General features: G+C 69.7%; 10 protein-coding genes and 1 riboswitch. Of the genes, 6 read left to right on the plus strand and 4 right to left on the minus strand.

The features are described 5' to 3' along the window. The first annotated feature begins 204 nt into the window (after positions 1 to 204). Both AQJ67_RS11235 and mctP read left to right on the plus strand, forming a co-directional pair. Positions 205 to 468 carry a DUF3311 domain-containing protein gene (locus tag AQJ67_RS11235; protein WP_062718025.1) on the plus strand — a complete coding sequence of 88 codons (264 nt, stop codon included), beginning with the start codon at positions 205 to 207 and terminating at the stop codon, positions 466 to 468. Further along, positions 465 to 2,093 (plus strand): monocarboxylate uptake permease MctP, encoded by a 1,629-nt coding sequence (gene mctP, locus AQJ67_RS11240; RefSeq protein ID WP_062718027.1) that lies wholly within the window; start codon positions 465 to 467, stop codon positions 2,091 to 2,093. The genes AQJ67_RS11235 and mctP overlap by 4 nt, the downstream gene beginning before the upstream one ends. 101 nt (positions 2,094 to 2,194) lie before the next feature. Here mctP and AQJ67_RS11245 read toward each other — a convergent pair whose 3' ends face one another. Further along, positions 2,195 to 5,809, minus strand: a complete 3,615-nt coding sequence (locus tag AQJ67_RS11245; RefSeq protein ID WP_062718029.1) for an NACHT domain-containing protein — start codon at positions 5,807 to 5,809, stop codon at positions 2,195 to 2,197. A gap of 203 nt (positions 5,810 to 6,012) precedes the next feature. On the opposite strand from AQJ67_RS11245, the gene AQJ67_RS11250 reads away from it, so the two are divergent. The 3 genes from AQJ67_RS11250 (at position 6,013) to AQJ67_RS11260 (ending at position 10,224) form a co-directional block, all read left to right on the plus strand. Next, a complete protein-coding gene (locus AQJ67_RS11250; RefSeq protein WP_062718552.1) occupies positions 6,013 to 6,519 on the plus strand; it encodes a GNAT family N-acetyltransferase in 507 nt (168 codons plus the stop codon). 52 nt (positions 6,520 to 6,571) lie between these two features. Further along, positions 6,572 to 6,707: riboswitch (cobalamin riboswitch) on the plus strand. 125 nt (positions 6,708 to 6,832) lie between these two features. Next, positions 6,833 to 9,208, plus strand: coding sequence for a ribonucleoside-diphosphate reductase subunit alpha (locus tag AQJ67_RS11255; protein ID WP_062718031.1), 2,376 nt, complete (start codon positions 6,833 to 6,835; stop codon positions 9,206 to 9,208). Continuing rightward, positions 9,208 to 10,224 (plus strand): ribonucleotide-diphosphate reductase subunit beta, encoded by a 1,017-nt coding sequence (locus AQJ67_RS11260; RefSeq protein WP_062718033.1) that lies wholly within the window; start codon positions 9,208 to 9,210, stop codon positions 10,222 to 10,224. The genes AQJ67_RS11255 and AQJ67_RS11260 overlap by 1 nt, the downstream gene beginning before the upstream one ends. Here the strand turns inward: AQJ67_RS11260 and AQJ67_RS44970 are convergent. Beyond that, on the minus strand, positions 10,137 to 10,391 hold the full coding sequence (locus AQJ67_RS44970) for a hypothetical protein (RefSeq protein ID WP_079055883.1): 255 nt from the start codon (positions 10,389 to 10,391) through the stop codon (positions 10,137 to 10,139). The genes AQJ67_RS11260 and AQJ67_RS44970 overlap by 88 nt on opposite strands. A gap of 92 nt (positions 10,392 to 10,483) precedes the next feature. Between AQJ67_RS44970 and AQJ67_RS11265 the strand changes: the two genes are divergently transcribed. Then, the gene (locus AQJ67_RS11265; RefSeq protein WP_062718035.1) at positions 10,484 to 11,449 is read left to right on the plus strand and encodes a helix-turn-helix domain-containing protein; all 966 of its coding nucleotides are present in this window, start codon (positions 10,484 to 10,486) and stop codon (positions 11,447 to 11,449) included. A 1-nt stretch (position 11,450) separates the two neighbouring features. On the opposite strand, the gene AQJ67_RS11270 is transcribed toward AQJ67_RS11265, so the two are convergent. Both AQJ67_RS11270 and cyc1 read right to left on the minus strand, forming a co-directional pair. Continuing rightward, positions 11,451 to 12,836 carry a bifunctional albaflavenone monooxygenase/terpene synthase gene (locus AQJ67_RS11270; protein ID WP_062718037.1) on the minus strand — a complete coding sequence of 462 codons (1,386 nt, stop codon included), beginning with the start codon at positions 12,834 to 12,836 and terminating at the stop codon, positions 11,451 to 11,453. Further along, positions 12,833 to 13,918, minus strand: coding sequence for an epi-isozizaene synthase (gene cyc1 / locus AQJ67_RS11275; RefSeq protein ID WP_107122844.1), 1,086 nt, complete (start codon positions 13,916 to 13,918; stop codon positions 12,833 to 12,835). The genes AQJ67_RS11270 and cyc1 overlap by 4 nt, the downstream gene beginning before the upstream one ends. Between the last annotated feature and the right edge of the window lie 26 nt (positions 13,919 to 13,944).

The following is a 13,944-nucleotide window of genomic DNA, read 5'->3' on the forward strand; positions in this document are numbered from 1 at the left end:
AGTTCCGTGCGGCAAGTGCCCCGCGGTGCGCGCGGGGTAGCGCTCCTCCCCTTCCTGTTCTACGTTCCCCCCGTCGCCGTACGGCTGCTGCGCACACCAATCCTCCACATCCGATATGCGGACAGGGTCTTCCGCTGTAGTTGCAGCGTCACCTACATTGCCCGGGCGTTTCACAGGTGATCAGTGAGGGGACGGAGCCGTCAGATGTCAGATGCCCCAGAGGCGAACAGAGGGCTGGTGACACCCGTACGGGTCGTCATCGCGCTCTGCCTCGTCGCGCCCTTCGTGGCGATGTTGTGGGTCGGTTCGTACGCCAAGACGGATCCGGAGCTCGCCGGCATCCCGTTCTTCTACTGGTACCAGATGCTGTGGGTCCTCATCTCCACGCTGCTGACGATGGTCGCGTACAAGCTGTGGCAGCGTGACCAGCGCGCCCGTGCTTCCCAGAAGGGCGGTGCGTCGGAATGAACGACGGCGTGAACGGCGTCGCGCTCGGCGTCTTCATCTTCTTCTTCCTGGCCGTCACGGTCATGGGCTTCCTGGCCGCGCGCTGGCGCAAGGCCGAGAACGAGCACAGCCTCGACGAATGGGGCCTGGGCGGCCGGTCGTTCGGCACCTGGGTGACCTGGTTCCTGCTCGGCGGCGACCTGTACACGGCGTACACCTTCGTGGCGGTCCCGGCGGCGATCTACGCGGCGGGCGCGGCGGGCTTCTTCGCGGTGCCGTACACGATCCTCGTCTACCCCCTGATCTTCACCTTCCTGCCCCGCCTGTGGTCGGTCTCCCACAAGCACGGCTACGTCACGACCTCGGACTTCGTGCGCGGCCGCTTCGGCTCGAAGGGCCTGTCGCTGGCGGTCGCGCTGACCGGCATCCTCGCGACGATGCCGTACATCGCGCTCCAGCTCGTCGGCATCCAGGCCGTGCTCGACGTGATGGGCGTCGGCGGCGGCGAGAACACGAACTGGTTCATCAAGGACCTGCCGCTGCTCATCGCCTTCGGTGTGCTGGCCGCGTACACGTACTCCTCGGGTCTGCGCGCGCCCGCGCTGATCGCGTTCGTGAAGGACACGCTGATCTACATCGTCATCGCGGTGGCGATCATCTACATCCCGATCAAGCTGGGCGGCTTCGACGAGATCTTCGCCAAGGCGAGCGAGGCGTACAGCCAGACCAACCCGGCCACGGGCGCGCCGCGCGGTGCGCTGGTCCCGGCCGAGGCGGGGCAGTGGACGTACGCCACGCTGGCGCTGGGCTCCGCGCTCGCGCTGTTCATGTACCCGCACTCGATCACCGCGACGCTGTCCTCGCGCAGCCGTGAGGTGATCCGCCGCAACACCACGATCCTGCCGCTGTACTCCCTGATGCTGGGTCTGCTGGCCCTGCTGGGCTTCATGGCCATCGCGGCCGGGATCAAGGTGCAGAACGGCCAGTTGGCGATCCCCCAGCTGTTCGAGACGATGTTCCCCGACTGGTTCGCGGGCGTCGCCTTCGCGGCGATCGGCATCGGCGCCCTCGTGCCGGCCGCCATCATGTCCATCGCGGCGGCGAACCTCTTCACCCGCAACATCTACAAGGACTTCATCAAGCCGGACGCGACGCCGGCGCAGGAGACCAAGGTCTCCAAGATCGTGTCCCTGCTGGTGAAGGTGGGCGCGCTGGTCTTCGTGCTGACGATGGACAAGACGGTCGCCATCAACTTCCAGCTCCTGGGCGGTATCTGGATCCTGCAGACCTTCCCGGCCCTGGTCGGCGGCCTCTTCACCCGCTGGTTCCACCGCTGGGCCCTGCTGGCCGGCTGGGCGGTCGGCATGCTCTACGGCACACTCGCCGCGTACGGCGTCGCCTCCCCGACGCAGAAGCACTTCGGCGGCTCCGCGAAGGAGATCCCGGGCATCGGCGAGATCGGCTACATCGGCCTGACCGCCTTCGTCCTGAACGTGGTGGTCACGGTGGTCCTGACCTTCGTCCTGAAGGCCGCGAAGGCCCCCGAGGGCATCGACGAGACCAGCCCGGAGGACTACACGGCGGACGCGGGCGACCCGGGCGTCAAGGTGGAACTGCCGCCGGCGACGGCGGGCTCGTCCCACTGAGTCCCCGGACCTGAGCTGACCCGAACTGACATCGGCGGGCCGTCGGAGAGATCCGGCGGCCCGTCGTCGTCGCGCGGCAGGCGGGAATTTGACGACAGGGCCTAGCTGCGGGTACGCCCGGCCATCTGCTGCCAGAAGCTGTCGAGTTCCGTGACGCGCATGCTGATCCAGTGGGGTGTCTTGCGGCGCAGGCCCCGGGGGAAGTGGCGGCGCACGCGTCCCGGTAGCAGGGCCTGCTGCTGGCGGCAGAACGGCTCCCGGATCTCGCCGCGGGGCACACAGCCCCGGGGCGGGTACGGGCAGAGCTGGAACCTGCAGTCGGGCAGGCAGGTCGAGCCCGGGGCGGGTGGGTCCGAGATGCCGGCCCGCAGGTCGGGCCGGAGCGGACCGCGGTCGCTGCGGATGCACGGCGGGAGCGCCATGTCCGGCTGCTCCACGCGGGCCATCCGCTCCTCGACCTCGTCCGGGTGTCCGTCCCGTTCGACGAGGTTCAGCATCACCAGCACATCGGCGACAAGGCGCTGGGCGCGGGCGTCGAGGGTGCTCCACCCGACCGAGGGCGGAATCCACAGATTGTGCTTGCGGTACCCGTCGGAGTCGCCGGTGCGCGCGCCGATAGTGTCGGCGACGCCCTTCTCGTCGATCCAGAGAAACCGCTCCGGCTGCCCGGTCTCCAGCGCGAGCGCCACCAGGTCGCCCGCCTCGGCGACGAACGGATGCAGCAGCCGCCGGGGTGTGTCGCCGTTCGCCCCCGAGGGGCCGGGCGCGCTGTTCACGGTGCCGGCCATCGACAGCCACCGTTCCACGGTCCGGATGGCGGTCGTCCCGCGCATCGCCCGGGACTGCGGCTCGGCCGCGCCGTCGCGTTCGGCCCTCCCGGACATCGCGTGGGTCTCCTCGTGCTGGACGCCCGGGCTGTCCGGGAGCTCCCACAGGCACAGCGCCTGGAGCAGGATGAGCTGCGCGTACCAGCACCGGGACTGCTGGAGCACGGTCTCCGCCTGCCGGATCAGGTCGGCGCGACCGCCCGAGTAGGCCTGCGGATGCCGTATCCGACGGTTTGCCGCGTACTTGAAGCCCTGGGCCAGCGCGGCCTCAAGAGCGAGCGGCAGGTCGGAGGCGCCGTCGGTGGCGTTCGGGTCGAGGTGGCGCAGCCACTTGGTCAGGCGTTCCCGGGCCTCGTCACGGTGCGCCTCGTCGACGGAGCCCAGCAGCATGGGGACCATCCAGGCCCGCATCACGAACTCGCGGAAGAGATCGACCCGTTGCCTGCGGTAGTCCTGGTTGAGTCGGCGCCGGTCCTGCTGGAGCCGGCCGATCCGCTCGGACCTGGCCTGTGAGGACCCGCCGCCGGCCCGTACCCGAACCATGCGCTCGGCCCATCGCTCGTACGCCTGCCGCTTCCAGGCCTTCAGCTCGCCGAGCCTGTCGTTGTACTCCTTCACGGGGTCGGTGTTCAGCCCGACCCGCCCGCGGATCACGGCGAACGCCGCGTTGCCGCCGGTCCCGAACTCCTGGGCCGCGGCCAGGCGTATGGAGTAGGAAGGTTCCCCCACGCCCATCTCGAAGAGGTCCTCGTAGAGCGGAGTGGTGTCGATCCTGGCGGAGACATCGCGCAACGCCGCGCCGAGCTGTCTGAGCAGCCGCAGTTTGGAGTCCTCCAGGGTGCGCCGGTCTCCCTTGAAGGCGGGCCACTTCCCGCGGACTTCTCCGACGATGTCGCCCAGCAGCCTCGGGGTTTCCTCCACGCTCTCGATCTCCACCGCCGCCGCGTACAGGTCGAGGGTCTTGGGGTCGTCGGTGCGGCGGCGCGCGGCCCGGCAGAGCCGGTGGGCCAGGGTGTGCCCCCGTACGGGTGACCGGCGGAGCAGCTCCTCGATCTCCTTGGTCACCTCGCCCCGGACTCCGTTGCTCGGCGCCCTGAGCGCCGCCGCCCGCCCGCGTGACAACAGCACCAGGGACATGAGCAGTTCGCGGCTGGGGCCGGGGGGCGAGAGCGCCTGCTCGACGAGTTCTCCGGCACGCCGCTCGCCCAGGTGGTTCAGGACGCGGTAGCCGAAGTACGCCTGGATGATGCTGTGCGGGAAGCGGACCTTCCGTTCGAAGCCCTCCACCAGTCCGAGCCGGTCCGCGCTGCGGGCGAGCCGGGCGAGGGCGGCCCGGCACTGGTCCATGTTCCCCCGGCGCAGCCGTCTCGTCTCCTCCTGGCCGAGCCTCTGACAGAGGACGTCCCAGATCTGTTGCCGATGCCACTCGGAGAAGTCGTTGCCCCGCCTGCCGTACCGGTCGAAGGAGCGGCCGCTGGTCCACGCGTGCTCGGCCCGGGCCTGCGCGCGCCGCACCGGACCGGGGTGGACGTCCGTGTCGAGCAACTCCCCGAAGCCGACCTCCAGCTTGTCCTGGAGCAGTCCTACGCAGGCCAGCGCGGAGACCACTTCGAGGGCGTCCCGGCGCTCCCTGCGGTCCAGCGCGACGTCCTTGCGCAGCCGGCCCGCGCACAGCGCCTCGTCCCAGGTCTCCAGCAGCCACAGCCGCAGGGTGCCTCGGTCCCGGCTGTGGCTGTCCAGGTACCGCGGGCCGGCGTCCGGGCCCTCGTGCTCCAGGGCTCCGTGGCGGTGCAGTTCGCGGGCTATCTGCAGATAGACGGGCGACTCGGTCGCCTCCGCCGTCTCCACGATCCAGTCCAGGTGGCGCTCGTCCGGCTCCGGGTCCCGCCCTTGGACGAAGCGCAGGGCTTCCTCCTCGCTGAGCGGTTCCAGCTCCACGATCGCGGCCGGGGTGCTCTCCAGCGGGCTGTGCGGCCGGGAGGCGATGACCAGGGGGAGCTTCTCCTCGTGGGCCCGCTCGATGGCCCGCCGGATGATGTTGTCCCGGTTCTGCTGGACGCCTTCGCCGAGGAGCGCCTCTTCCAGCCCGTCGGCGATGACGACCGGCTTGTCGTCGGCGAGCAGTTGCTGCCAGACCCGTTCGGTCTTGGTGCGCGCGAGGATGCCCCGGGGCGCCTCGTCGGCGAAGCGCTGCCTGGCCATGCGCTCGAAGTTCAGGTCGCCGGTCGCGTCCCGCAGCCGGATCGGCACCGGCACGGCGTTCTGCTCGGCCAGCAGTTCGGTGAGCCGTACGAGTACGGCGGTCTTGCCCACGCCGACTCCGCCGACCAGCAGATAGGGGCGGCGGGTGTCGCGCGCCCGCAGCCGTTCGGCGATGACCTGGGCGATGTCCTCCCGGCCGACGATCTCGGCGGTGTCCGGGCCGGCGGTGAGGACCAGTCGATGGGGGTCGTCCCGTGCCTTGGCGAGGTAGCGCCGCTTGGTCCACCGGTACCACCAGAACAGAAAGAGCGTCGCGGCGATCGATGCCGCGAGCACCGGGCCGACGAAGCGCATGACGGCGTCGAACCCCTCGCTGCCCTGCCGCCACTCCTCGAAGCCGGTGGTGGTGCTCGCGATCAGGATGTACAGCCCCTGCACGGCCCACGCGAGCAGGGCGAGCGCGGCCACCGTCCACACGGCCCGGGTGAGGTTGGTGTAGGAGAGCCAACGGCGCCACTTCCTGGGGCGGGTGGTGCCGCGGCGGGCCTCCAGACGGATCGTCAGCCGGTGCCAGTGGCCCACGGCCCCCCGCTGGACCCAGCTGCCCGCCCGTCTCGGAGCCAGTGTCGCCATCGGCGCGGCGCGCGGCCGGTCCTTGCCGGGCGGGTGACGGACGACCCTCGTCATCGTGCGTCTCCTTCCGAGAAGGCCGTGGAAGGCTCTCGAAAGCTCTCTGGACGGAGGACCGCGGACGCCGACACCTACCTTCCATGGAAGCACTCCCGAACCGCTCCGCAACCCGGCGGACCACCCCGCAACACGGCGGACCGCGGCGGGCCTCGGTGAAAAACCGGGCCGCCGTCGCACCCCCGTCCGGCACACTCACCCCCATGGACTTCGCGATCCGGCGGGCGAACCCCGACGAGTACGACCTCCTCGGCGAGATCACCGCCCAGGCCTACCTCCGGGACGGCCTCCTCGACTTCGGCGAGAGCGACGAGTACCTCGGTGAGCTCAGGGACGTGGCCAAGCGGGCGGCCGCCGCCGAGGTGCTGGTGGCCGTCGAGAACGGCCGCCTGCTGGGCGGTGTGACCTTCGTGCCGGGCGGCGGTCCGATGGCCGACATAGCCGGCGCCGGGGAGGCCGAGATCCGGATGCTCGCCGTCGACCGGGCGGCGCGCGGCCGGGGCGCAGGCGAGGCCCTCGTACGTGCCTGCGTCGACCGCGCACGGGCCACGGAAGCCTGTGTGCGGATCGTCCTGTCGACCCAGCGGACCATGCGCAGCGCCCACCGCATCTACGAACGCCTGGACTTCGTCCGCACTCCCGAGCGGGACTGGAACCCGCTCCCGCACCTGGACGACATCACTCTCCTCACCTACCAGTTGACGCTCTGAAACCAGAGCGACACAACATCTGGGGGTGACACGACAGCTCGGCACAAGATGTATGCTCATGCTCGCTGTCGCCGCAGGGGAATCCGGTGCGAATCCGGAACTGTCCCGCAACGGTGTACTTGTGCACGTCTGTTCCCAGACCGTGCACAGGAGTCAGTCCGAGGACCTGCCGACAGCGCGCCCGGCCACCCGGCCGGTGCGCCCTGACGTCCGGGCCTCGCGGAATGGGCCGGTGGACGCGACGCCGCGTGCGCTCGTGTGCTGCCCCCTGCCCTCCGCAAGGCCCCCGTGCCGAGCGAGGGAGAGCCCCCACGTGACCATCGCGCCAGCAGATCCGGCCTCAACCGTCCCGACCGTCGCCATCGACGAGGACGCCCCCGGAACGGCCTTGCTGCGGACCCTCACCGAGCTGACCGCCGACCTCCCCGACGCCGACCTCGGCCGGGTCGCCGCCGCCGCGCTGCGCGGCCGGTCCGCCCGGGCCGACGAGTCGGAGCTGCGCGAGCTGGCGACGGAGGCCGCCGCCGGTCTGATCTCCGAGGACCCCGCCTACTCCCGGCTGGCCGCCCGGCTGCTCACCATCGGCATCCGCGCGGAGGCCGCCTCGCAGGGCGTCACGTCCTTCACCGAGTCCGTCGCGGTCGGGCATCGCGAGGGCCTCATCGCCGACCGGACCGCCGAGTTCGCGCGGATCCACGGGGCTCGTCTCGACGCGCTCGTCGACACCGGCGCCGACGACCGCTTCGGCTACTTCGGCCTGCGCACCCTGCACAGCCGCTACCTGCTCCGGCACCCGATCACCCGCAAGGTCATCGAGACGCCCCAGCACTTCATGCTCCGGGTGGCCGCCGGCCTGGCCGAGGACGACACTCCCCGCTCCGTCGACGAAGTCGCGGCGCTCTACGGGCTCATGAGCCGCCTCGACTACCTCCCCTCCTCCCCCACCCTCTTCAACTCCGGCACCCGCCACCCCCAGATGTCGTCCTGCTACCTCCTGGACTCCCCGCTGGACGAGCTGGACTCCATCTACGACCGCTACCACCAGGTCGCCCGCCTCTCGAAGCACGCCGGCGGCATCGGCCTGTCGTACTCCCGTATCCGCTCCCGGGGTTCGCTGATCCGGGGCACCAACGGGCACTCCAACGGCATCGTCCCGTTCCTGAAGACGCTCGACGCCTCGGTCGCCGCCGTGAACCAGGGCGGCCGGCGCAAGGGCGCGGCCGCGGTCTACCTGGAGACCTGGCACTCCGACATCGAGGAGTTCCTGGAGCTGCGCGACAACACCGGTGAGGACGCCCGCCGTACGCACAACCTGAACCTCGCGCACTGGGTGCCGGACGAGTTCATGCGCCGGGTGAACGCCGACGGCCTGTGGTCCCTGTTCTCCCCCGCCGACGTGCCCGAGCTGGTCGACCTGTGGGGCGAGGAGTTCGACGCCGCCTACCGCAAGGCCGAGGAGGCGGGCCTGGCGAAGAAGACCATCCCGGCCCGCGACCTGTACGGCCGGATGATGCGCACCCTCGCGCAGACCGGCAACGGCTGGATGACCTTCAAGGACGCCGCCAACCGCACCGCCAACCAGACGGCGCTGCCCGGCCATGTCGTCCACTCCTCCAACCTCTGCACGGAGATCCTGGAGGTCACGGACGACGGGGAGACGGCGGTCTGCAACCTGGGGTCGGTCAACCTCGGCGCGTTCGTCGACACGGCGACCGGCGACATCGACTGGGAGCGGCTGGACGCCACCGTCCGTACCGCCGTCACCTTCCTCGACCGCGTGGTCGACATCAACTTCTACCCGACCGAGCAGGCGGGCCGCTCCAACGCCAGGTGGCGGCCGGTGGGGCTCGGCGCGATGGGGCTCCAGGACGTCTTCTTCAAGCTGCGGCTCCCGTTCGACTCGGCGGAGGCGAAGCAGCTCTCCACCCGGATCGCCGAGCGCATCATGCTGGCCGCCTACGAGGCCTCCGCCGACCTCGCCGAGCGCAGCGGCCCGCTGCCGGCCTGGGAGAAGACCCGGACCGCGCGGGGAGTCCTGCACCCGGACCACTTCCCGGACGCCGCACTCACCTGGCCCGAGCGCTGGGCGGCCCTGCGCGGCCGTATCGCCGCCACCGGTCTGCGCAACTCCCTGCTGCTCGCCATCGCGCCCACCGCGACCATCGCGTCCATCGCCGGTGTCTACGAGTGCATCGAGCCGCAGGTCTCCAACCTGTTCAAGCGCGAGACGCTGTCCGGCGAGTTCCTCCAGGTCAACTCGTACCTGGTCGACGAGCTGAAGGCGCTCGGCGTCTGGGACGCCCGCACCCGTGAGGCGCTGCGCGAGTCGGGCGGCTCGGTGCAGGACTTCGCCTGGATCCCGGCGGACGTACGGGCGCTGTACCGCACGGCGTGGGAGATCCCGCAGCGCGGGCTCATCGACATGGCCGCGGCCCGGACCCCGTTCCTGGACCAGTCGCAGTCCCTGAACCTCTTCATGGAGACGCCGACCATCGGCAAGCTCTCCTCGATGTACGCGTACGCCTGGAAGTCGGGCCTGAAGACGACGTACTACCTGCGCTCGCGCCCGGCGACCCGCATCGCCCGCGCCGCACAGGCCCAAGCCACCATCCCCGTACAGCAGCCGGCGCCCGAAGACGCCGTCGCCTGCTCCCTGGAAAACCCCGAGTCCTGCGAGGCCTGCCAGTAATGTCCACCACCCGCAACGCCAACCTTCTCGACCCGGGCTTCGAGCTGACCCTGCGCCCCATGCGCTACCCGGACTTCTACGAGCGCTACCGGGACGCCATCAAGAACACCTGGACCGTGGAGGAGGTCGACCTCCACTCGGACGTCGCCGACCTCGCGAAGCTGTCCGAGGGCGAGCAGCACATGATCGGCCGGCTGGTCGCGTTCTTCGCGACGGGCGACTCGATCGTGGCGAACAACCTGGTGCTGACCCTGTACAAGCACATCAACTCCCCGGAGGCGCGTCTGTACCTGTCGCGCCAGCTCTTCGAGGAGGCCGTGCACGTCCAGTTCTATCTGACGCTGCTGGACACCTACCTCCCCGACCCGGAGGACAGGGCGGCCGCCTTCGACGCCGTCGAGAACATCCCCTCGATCCGCGAGAAGGCCGAGTTCTGCTTCAGGTGGATCAACGAGGTCGAGAAGCTGGAGAGCCTGCAGACCAAGGCCGACCGGCGCCGCTTCCTGCTGAACCTGATCTGCTTCGCCGCGTGCATCGAGGGCCTGTTCTTCTACGGCGCCTTCGCCTACGTCTACTGGTTCCGCAGCCGGGGTCTGCTGCACGGTCTGGCCACCGGCACCAACTGGGTGTTCCGCGACGAGACCATGCACATGTCCTTCGCCTTCGACGTGGTCGACACCGTCCGCAAGGAGGAGCCGGAGCTCTTCGACGACGAGCTTCAGCAGCAGGTCACCGACATGCTGAGGGAGGCCGTCGAGGCCGAGCTGCAGTTCGCGCGCGACCTGTGCGGTGACGGTCTCCCGGGCATGAACACCGACTCGATGCGGCAGTACCTGGAGTGTGTCGCCGATCAGCGCCTGACGCGCCTCGGCTTCGCTCCGGTGTACGGCTCCGAGAACCCCTTCTCCTTCATGGAGCTCCAGGGTGTTCAGGAGTTGACCAACTTCTTCGAGCGGCGTCCTTCGGCGTACCAGGTGGCGGTGGAGGGCACCGTCGACCTGGACGAGGACTTCTGAGAGCTGGTCTGCCGAGTCCTGGCCTTGTCGCGTTCCTGGGCCTCCCTGATCTGACGGTCGATGCGCCGGTCGTGCACGATCCCGATCACTGACGGGAGGACCAGGAGGACGAACATGCCGAGGACGACGACCATGGCGAGCAGCGTCTGTGTCTGTTCTGCAGTCATGACACCACTGTCGCGCCGGACACTCCTTACGAACAGTGGCAGGACTGCCGCACACCCTCGATTTACTGCCAGCTTCGAGGCACACTGGCAGCATGCTGAAGAACGTCGCCGCCGTCCTCCTCGACGGCGTACATCTCTTTGAAATGGGCGTCGTCTGCGAGGTGTTCGGCATCGACCGCAGCGACGAGGGCCTGCCCACCTACGACTTCGCGGTCGTCTCCGCCGAGGGACCGACGCTCGGCACCCATGTCGGCGGGCTCACCATCTCCACGCCGTACGGCCTGGAGCGGCTGGACGAGGCCGACCTGATCGCCGTACCGGCCGGCAGCGAGTACGTCACCCGCACCTATCCGCCCGAGCTGCTGGACGCCCTGGTCAGGGCGGTGGAGCGGGGCGCGCGGGTGCTCAGTGTGTGCTCCGGCGCCTTCGTGCTGGGCGCGGCCGGACTGCTGGACGGGCGGCGGTGCAGCGTGCACTGGCGGCACGCCGAGGAGCTGGCCCTGCGGCATCCACGGGCGGTCGTCGAGCCCGATGTGCTGTACGTCGACGAAGGGCCGGTGATCACCAGCGCCGGCACCGCCGCCGGAATCGACGCCTGTCTGCACATCGTGCGGCAGGAGCAGGGGCCCGATGTCGCCAACAAGATCGCCCGGCGCATGGTGGTCCCGCCGCACCGGGACGGCGGACAGGCCCAGTACATCGAGCGCCCGCTGCCCCGCTCCCAGTGCGACACGGTCGGCGAGGTGCTGGCCTGGATGGAGCGGCACCTTGACGAGGAGGTCACGGTCGAGCAGCTCGCCGAGCGTGCGCTGATGTCCCCGCGCACCTTCGCCCGCCGCTTCCAGCAGGAGACCGGCACCACCCCCTACCGCTGGATCCTGCGCCAGCGCGTGCTGCTGGCCCAGGAGTTGCTGGAGGTGACGGACGAGACGGTGGACACGATCGCCGGCCGGACCGGGTTCGGTACCGCGGCCGCGCTGCGCCACCAGTTCGTCCGGGCCCTGGGGACGACCCCGAACGCCTACCGAAGGACGTTCCGGGGCCCCGAGGCGGCCTGAGCTACCGCCGCTCCCTCGCCACCGGCGTCAGCAGCAGGGTGTGCGGATGCAGCGTGATCCCCACCCGGGTCGCGTCGTTCGAGCCGGGCACCTGCTCGAAGCGGTACGCGCCGGCCAGAGCCGCCGTGATCAGCGTCAGCATCGCCATGGAGAAGTGGTCGCTCGGGCACTTTCGGTTGCCGACGCCGAACGGGCTCATGGCGTATTTCGGTACGTCCTTGACGCGTTCCGGAAGCCAGCGATCGGGGTCGAAGTCGAGGTTGCGCACGTACGACCGCGGATCGCGCTGGACGGCGTAGGGGCTGTATACGATGTCGGCCCCGGCTGGAATGCGATAGCCACCGAGTGACGTGTCGGTCACCGCCCGTCGCGTCAGAATCCAGATCGCCGGACGTAAACGCATCGCCTCCACGATGACATTGTTGGTGTGCCGCAGCCCGCGGACGTCCTCGAATGCGACGGGCCGGCCGCCGGTGACGGATTCAACCTCCGCGCAGATCCTGTCCGCGTGTTCCGGATGTTCCGCGAGCACATGGAGCAGCCACAGGATCGTGGACGCCACGGTTTCGGCGCCCGCGGTGAATATCGCGACGACCTGATCATGGATCTCCTGCTCCCCGATGGGGTCGCCATTCTCGTCCTCCGCCTGGAGCAATGCCGTCAGCAAATCGTCCGGCTTTTGACCGGATGCCCGGCGTTCGGCGACGACCTCGTCGACCAGGAGATGAAAATCGGCCAGGGCGCCGTTGAAGCGGCGGTTGGCAGGCAGCGGCAGGCGGTAAAGCGGCCCGAGCGGGATCACCATCCGCCGGTACATCCCGCGGAACAGGACGTCGAGGGCGGCGCACAGCCGGTCGGCCCGCTCGTCCATGTAAGCGCCGCGCAGCAGACAGCGGGCGACGATCCGGACGGCGATCCGGAACGACTCGGCGGTGCAGTCGACGGTCGCGCCGGGCCGCCAGCGCTCGGTCAGCGCCCGTGCCTCCTCCGCCATGATCGGCCCGTACCCCGGGATCGCGTCGAGCCGGAAGGCGGGCTGGATGGTGCGCCGCTGCCGTCGGTGCCGGGGGCCGTTGGCCGTGGCCACGCCCTCCTTGCCGAGCAGGGCTTCCAGGGACTCCCACAGCGGCCCGGCGATCTCGAAGTCGGGGCTCAGGGCCAGCGCGCCGGTGAGCTCGGGCGTGGTGACGGCGTACACCGTCTTCGGTCCGAGCCTGATCCGCACGACGTCGCCGTGGTCGCGCAGGGCCGCCATGAAGGCCAGCGGGTCCCGGACCAGCTTCCAGCCGTGGCCGAGAAGCGGAACGCCCCCGCCTGCGAGGGGCGGTTCACCCGGCTGCGGGGTCGCGGGCGGGCCGGCCTCGGGGCGGACGGACTCGACGGTCATAGCTCACCTGCCGCTTCGTTGGTGACGTACGGGGGCGTGGACCGGTCGTCCCAGCTGTCGACGCGGTAGCGACCGGACTCGTGGTGGAACCAGTAGACCGAGCTGAACCAGTTGCGCATATTGCCGACGCAGGCCCGCACGGCGGCGCCGAGTTCCCTTCCCCGCGGCGTGCCGTCGGCGAGGGAGTCGGCGAATTCCAGGACCTCGCACTCGGCCACGAGGAAATCGGCGATACAGTCCTCGACCCGGCGCCTGACTTCCGACACCGTCTCTTCGAGGGTCAGCCCCTTGTGCGTGATGAGACTGATTCCGAGATTGTGGACCTCCGCACCCGCTATTTCCTTCGGGAACGAGCACAGATCGTTGTACCAGGCGGCGAAATCCTGGCTCAGCAGTGCCGCCCGCCGAAAGGCCGGGTGGTTTCTCACGGAGTCCGGCAGTTCCGTTCCGGCACTCGGCTCCAGCAGATCGGTCCAAATCGAGTGCGCGAAGGTGAGCCGACGCAGTTCGAGATATTCCTCCACCGTCGGGATGATCCCCTCGACACGGTTGCGGAATTCCTGGTCGTACGCCTCTATCACCAGGTGGAAATGGCGGGCGAACCGCGCGTTCCAGGTGTCGGGCAGAAATGCGTACAGCCGCCTCACACTGTCCGCGAACCCCGCGACCAGCGGGTCCTCGTGGTGCGGATGGTCCTCGGGGGAGTCCAGCGCCGCGTGCAACCGGAACCTGAGCCGCCGCCAGGCGGCCGGGCGGTGGTGGACGATGTCGCGGTCGTGGCGGTCGTCCCACACGAAGAACCAGGCGCTGAAGTCCCCGATCGCCTGGAGGACATTGTCCGGGGCGCCCAAGTAGTACCCGGCCATGAGGTCGGTGTAGCAAAGACCGTCGGCATATTCCGCGACCTTGTCGGCCGGCATCAGCCGCTTCTCCAGCAGCCAGGCGCGGGTCTTCTCCTGGAGCCGGGGCCAATACGGATGGAGTTGCCTGGGAAACGCCGCTTCGATCACCGGGAGAGAGAGCGACGGTGGAACCGGGGCCGCCGTCGATGTCGCTGTGGTGCTGTCTGAGAAAGCATGCACGGACAAACTCCTCTCAGCCGCCCTTC

Source organism: Streptomyces caeruleatus (genome assembly GCF_001514235.1).
Taxonomy (GTDB): Bacteria; Actinomycetota; Actinomycetes; order Streptomycetales; family Streptomycetaceae; genus Streptomyces; species Streptomyces caeruleatus.

Coding starts and splice junctions, on each gene's coding strand:
- AQJ67_RS11245 (WP_062718029.1), bottom strand. CDS start 5,809: ATGACGAGGGTCGTCCGTCACCCGCCCGGCAAGGACCGGCCGCGCGCC.
- AQJ67_RS11250 (WP_062718552.1), top strand. CDS start 6,013: ATGGACTTCGCGATCCGGCGGGCGAACCCCGACGAGTACGACCTCCTC.
- AQJ67_RS11260 (WP_062718033.1), top strand. CDS start 9,208: ATGTCCACCACCCGCAACGCCAACCTTCTCGACCCGGGCTTCGAGCTG.
- AQJ67_RS11265 (WP_062718035.1), top strand. CDS start 10,484: ATGCTGAAGAACGTCGCCGCCGTCCTCCTCGACGGCGTACATCTCTTT.
- AQJ67_RS11235 (WP_062718025.1), top strand. CDS start 205: ATGTCAGATGCCCCAGAGGCGAACAGAGGGCTGGTGACACCCGTACGG.
- mctP (WP_062718027.1), top strand. CDS start 465: ATGAACGACGGCGTGAACGGCGTCGCGCTCGGCGTCTTCATCTTCTTC.
- AQJ67_RS11270 (WP_062718037.1), bottom strand. CDS start 12,836: ATGACCGTCGAGTCCGTCCGCCCCGAGGCCGGCCCGCCCGCGACCCCG.
- AQJ67_RS44970 (WP_079055883.1), bottom strand. CDS start 10,391: ATGACTGCAGAACAGACACAGACGCTGCTCGCCATGGTCGTCGTCCTC.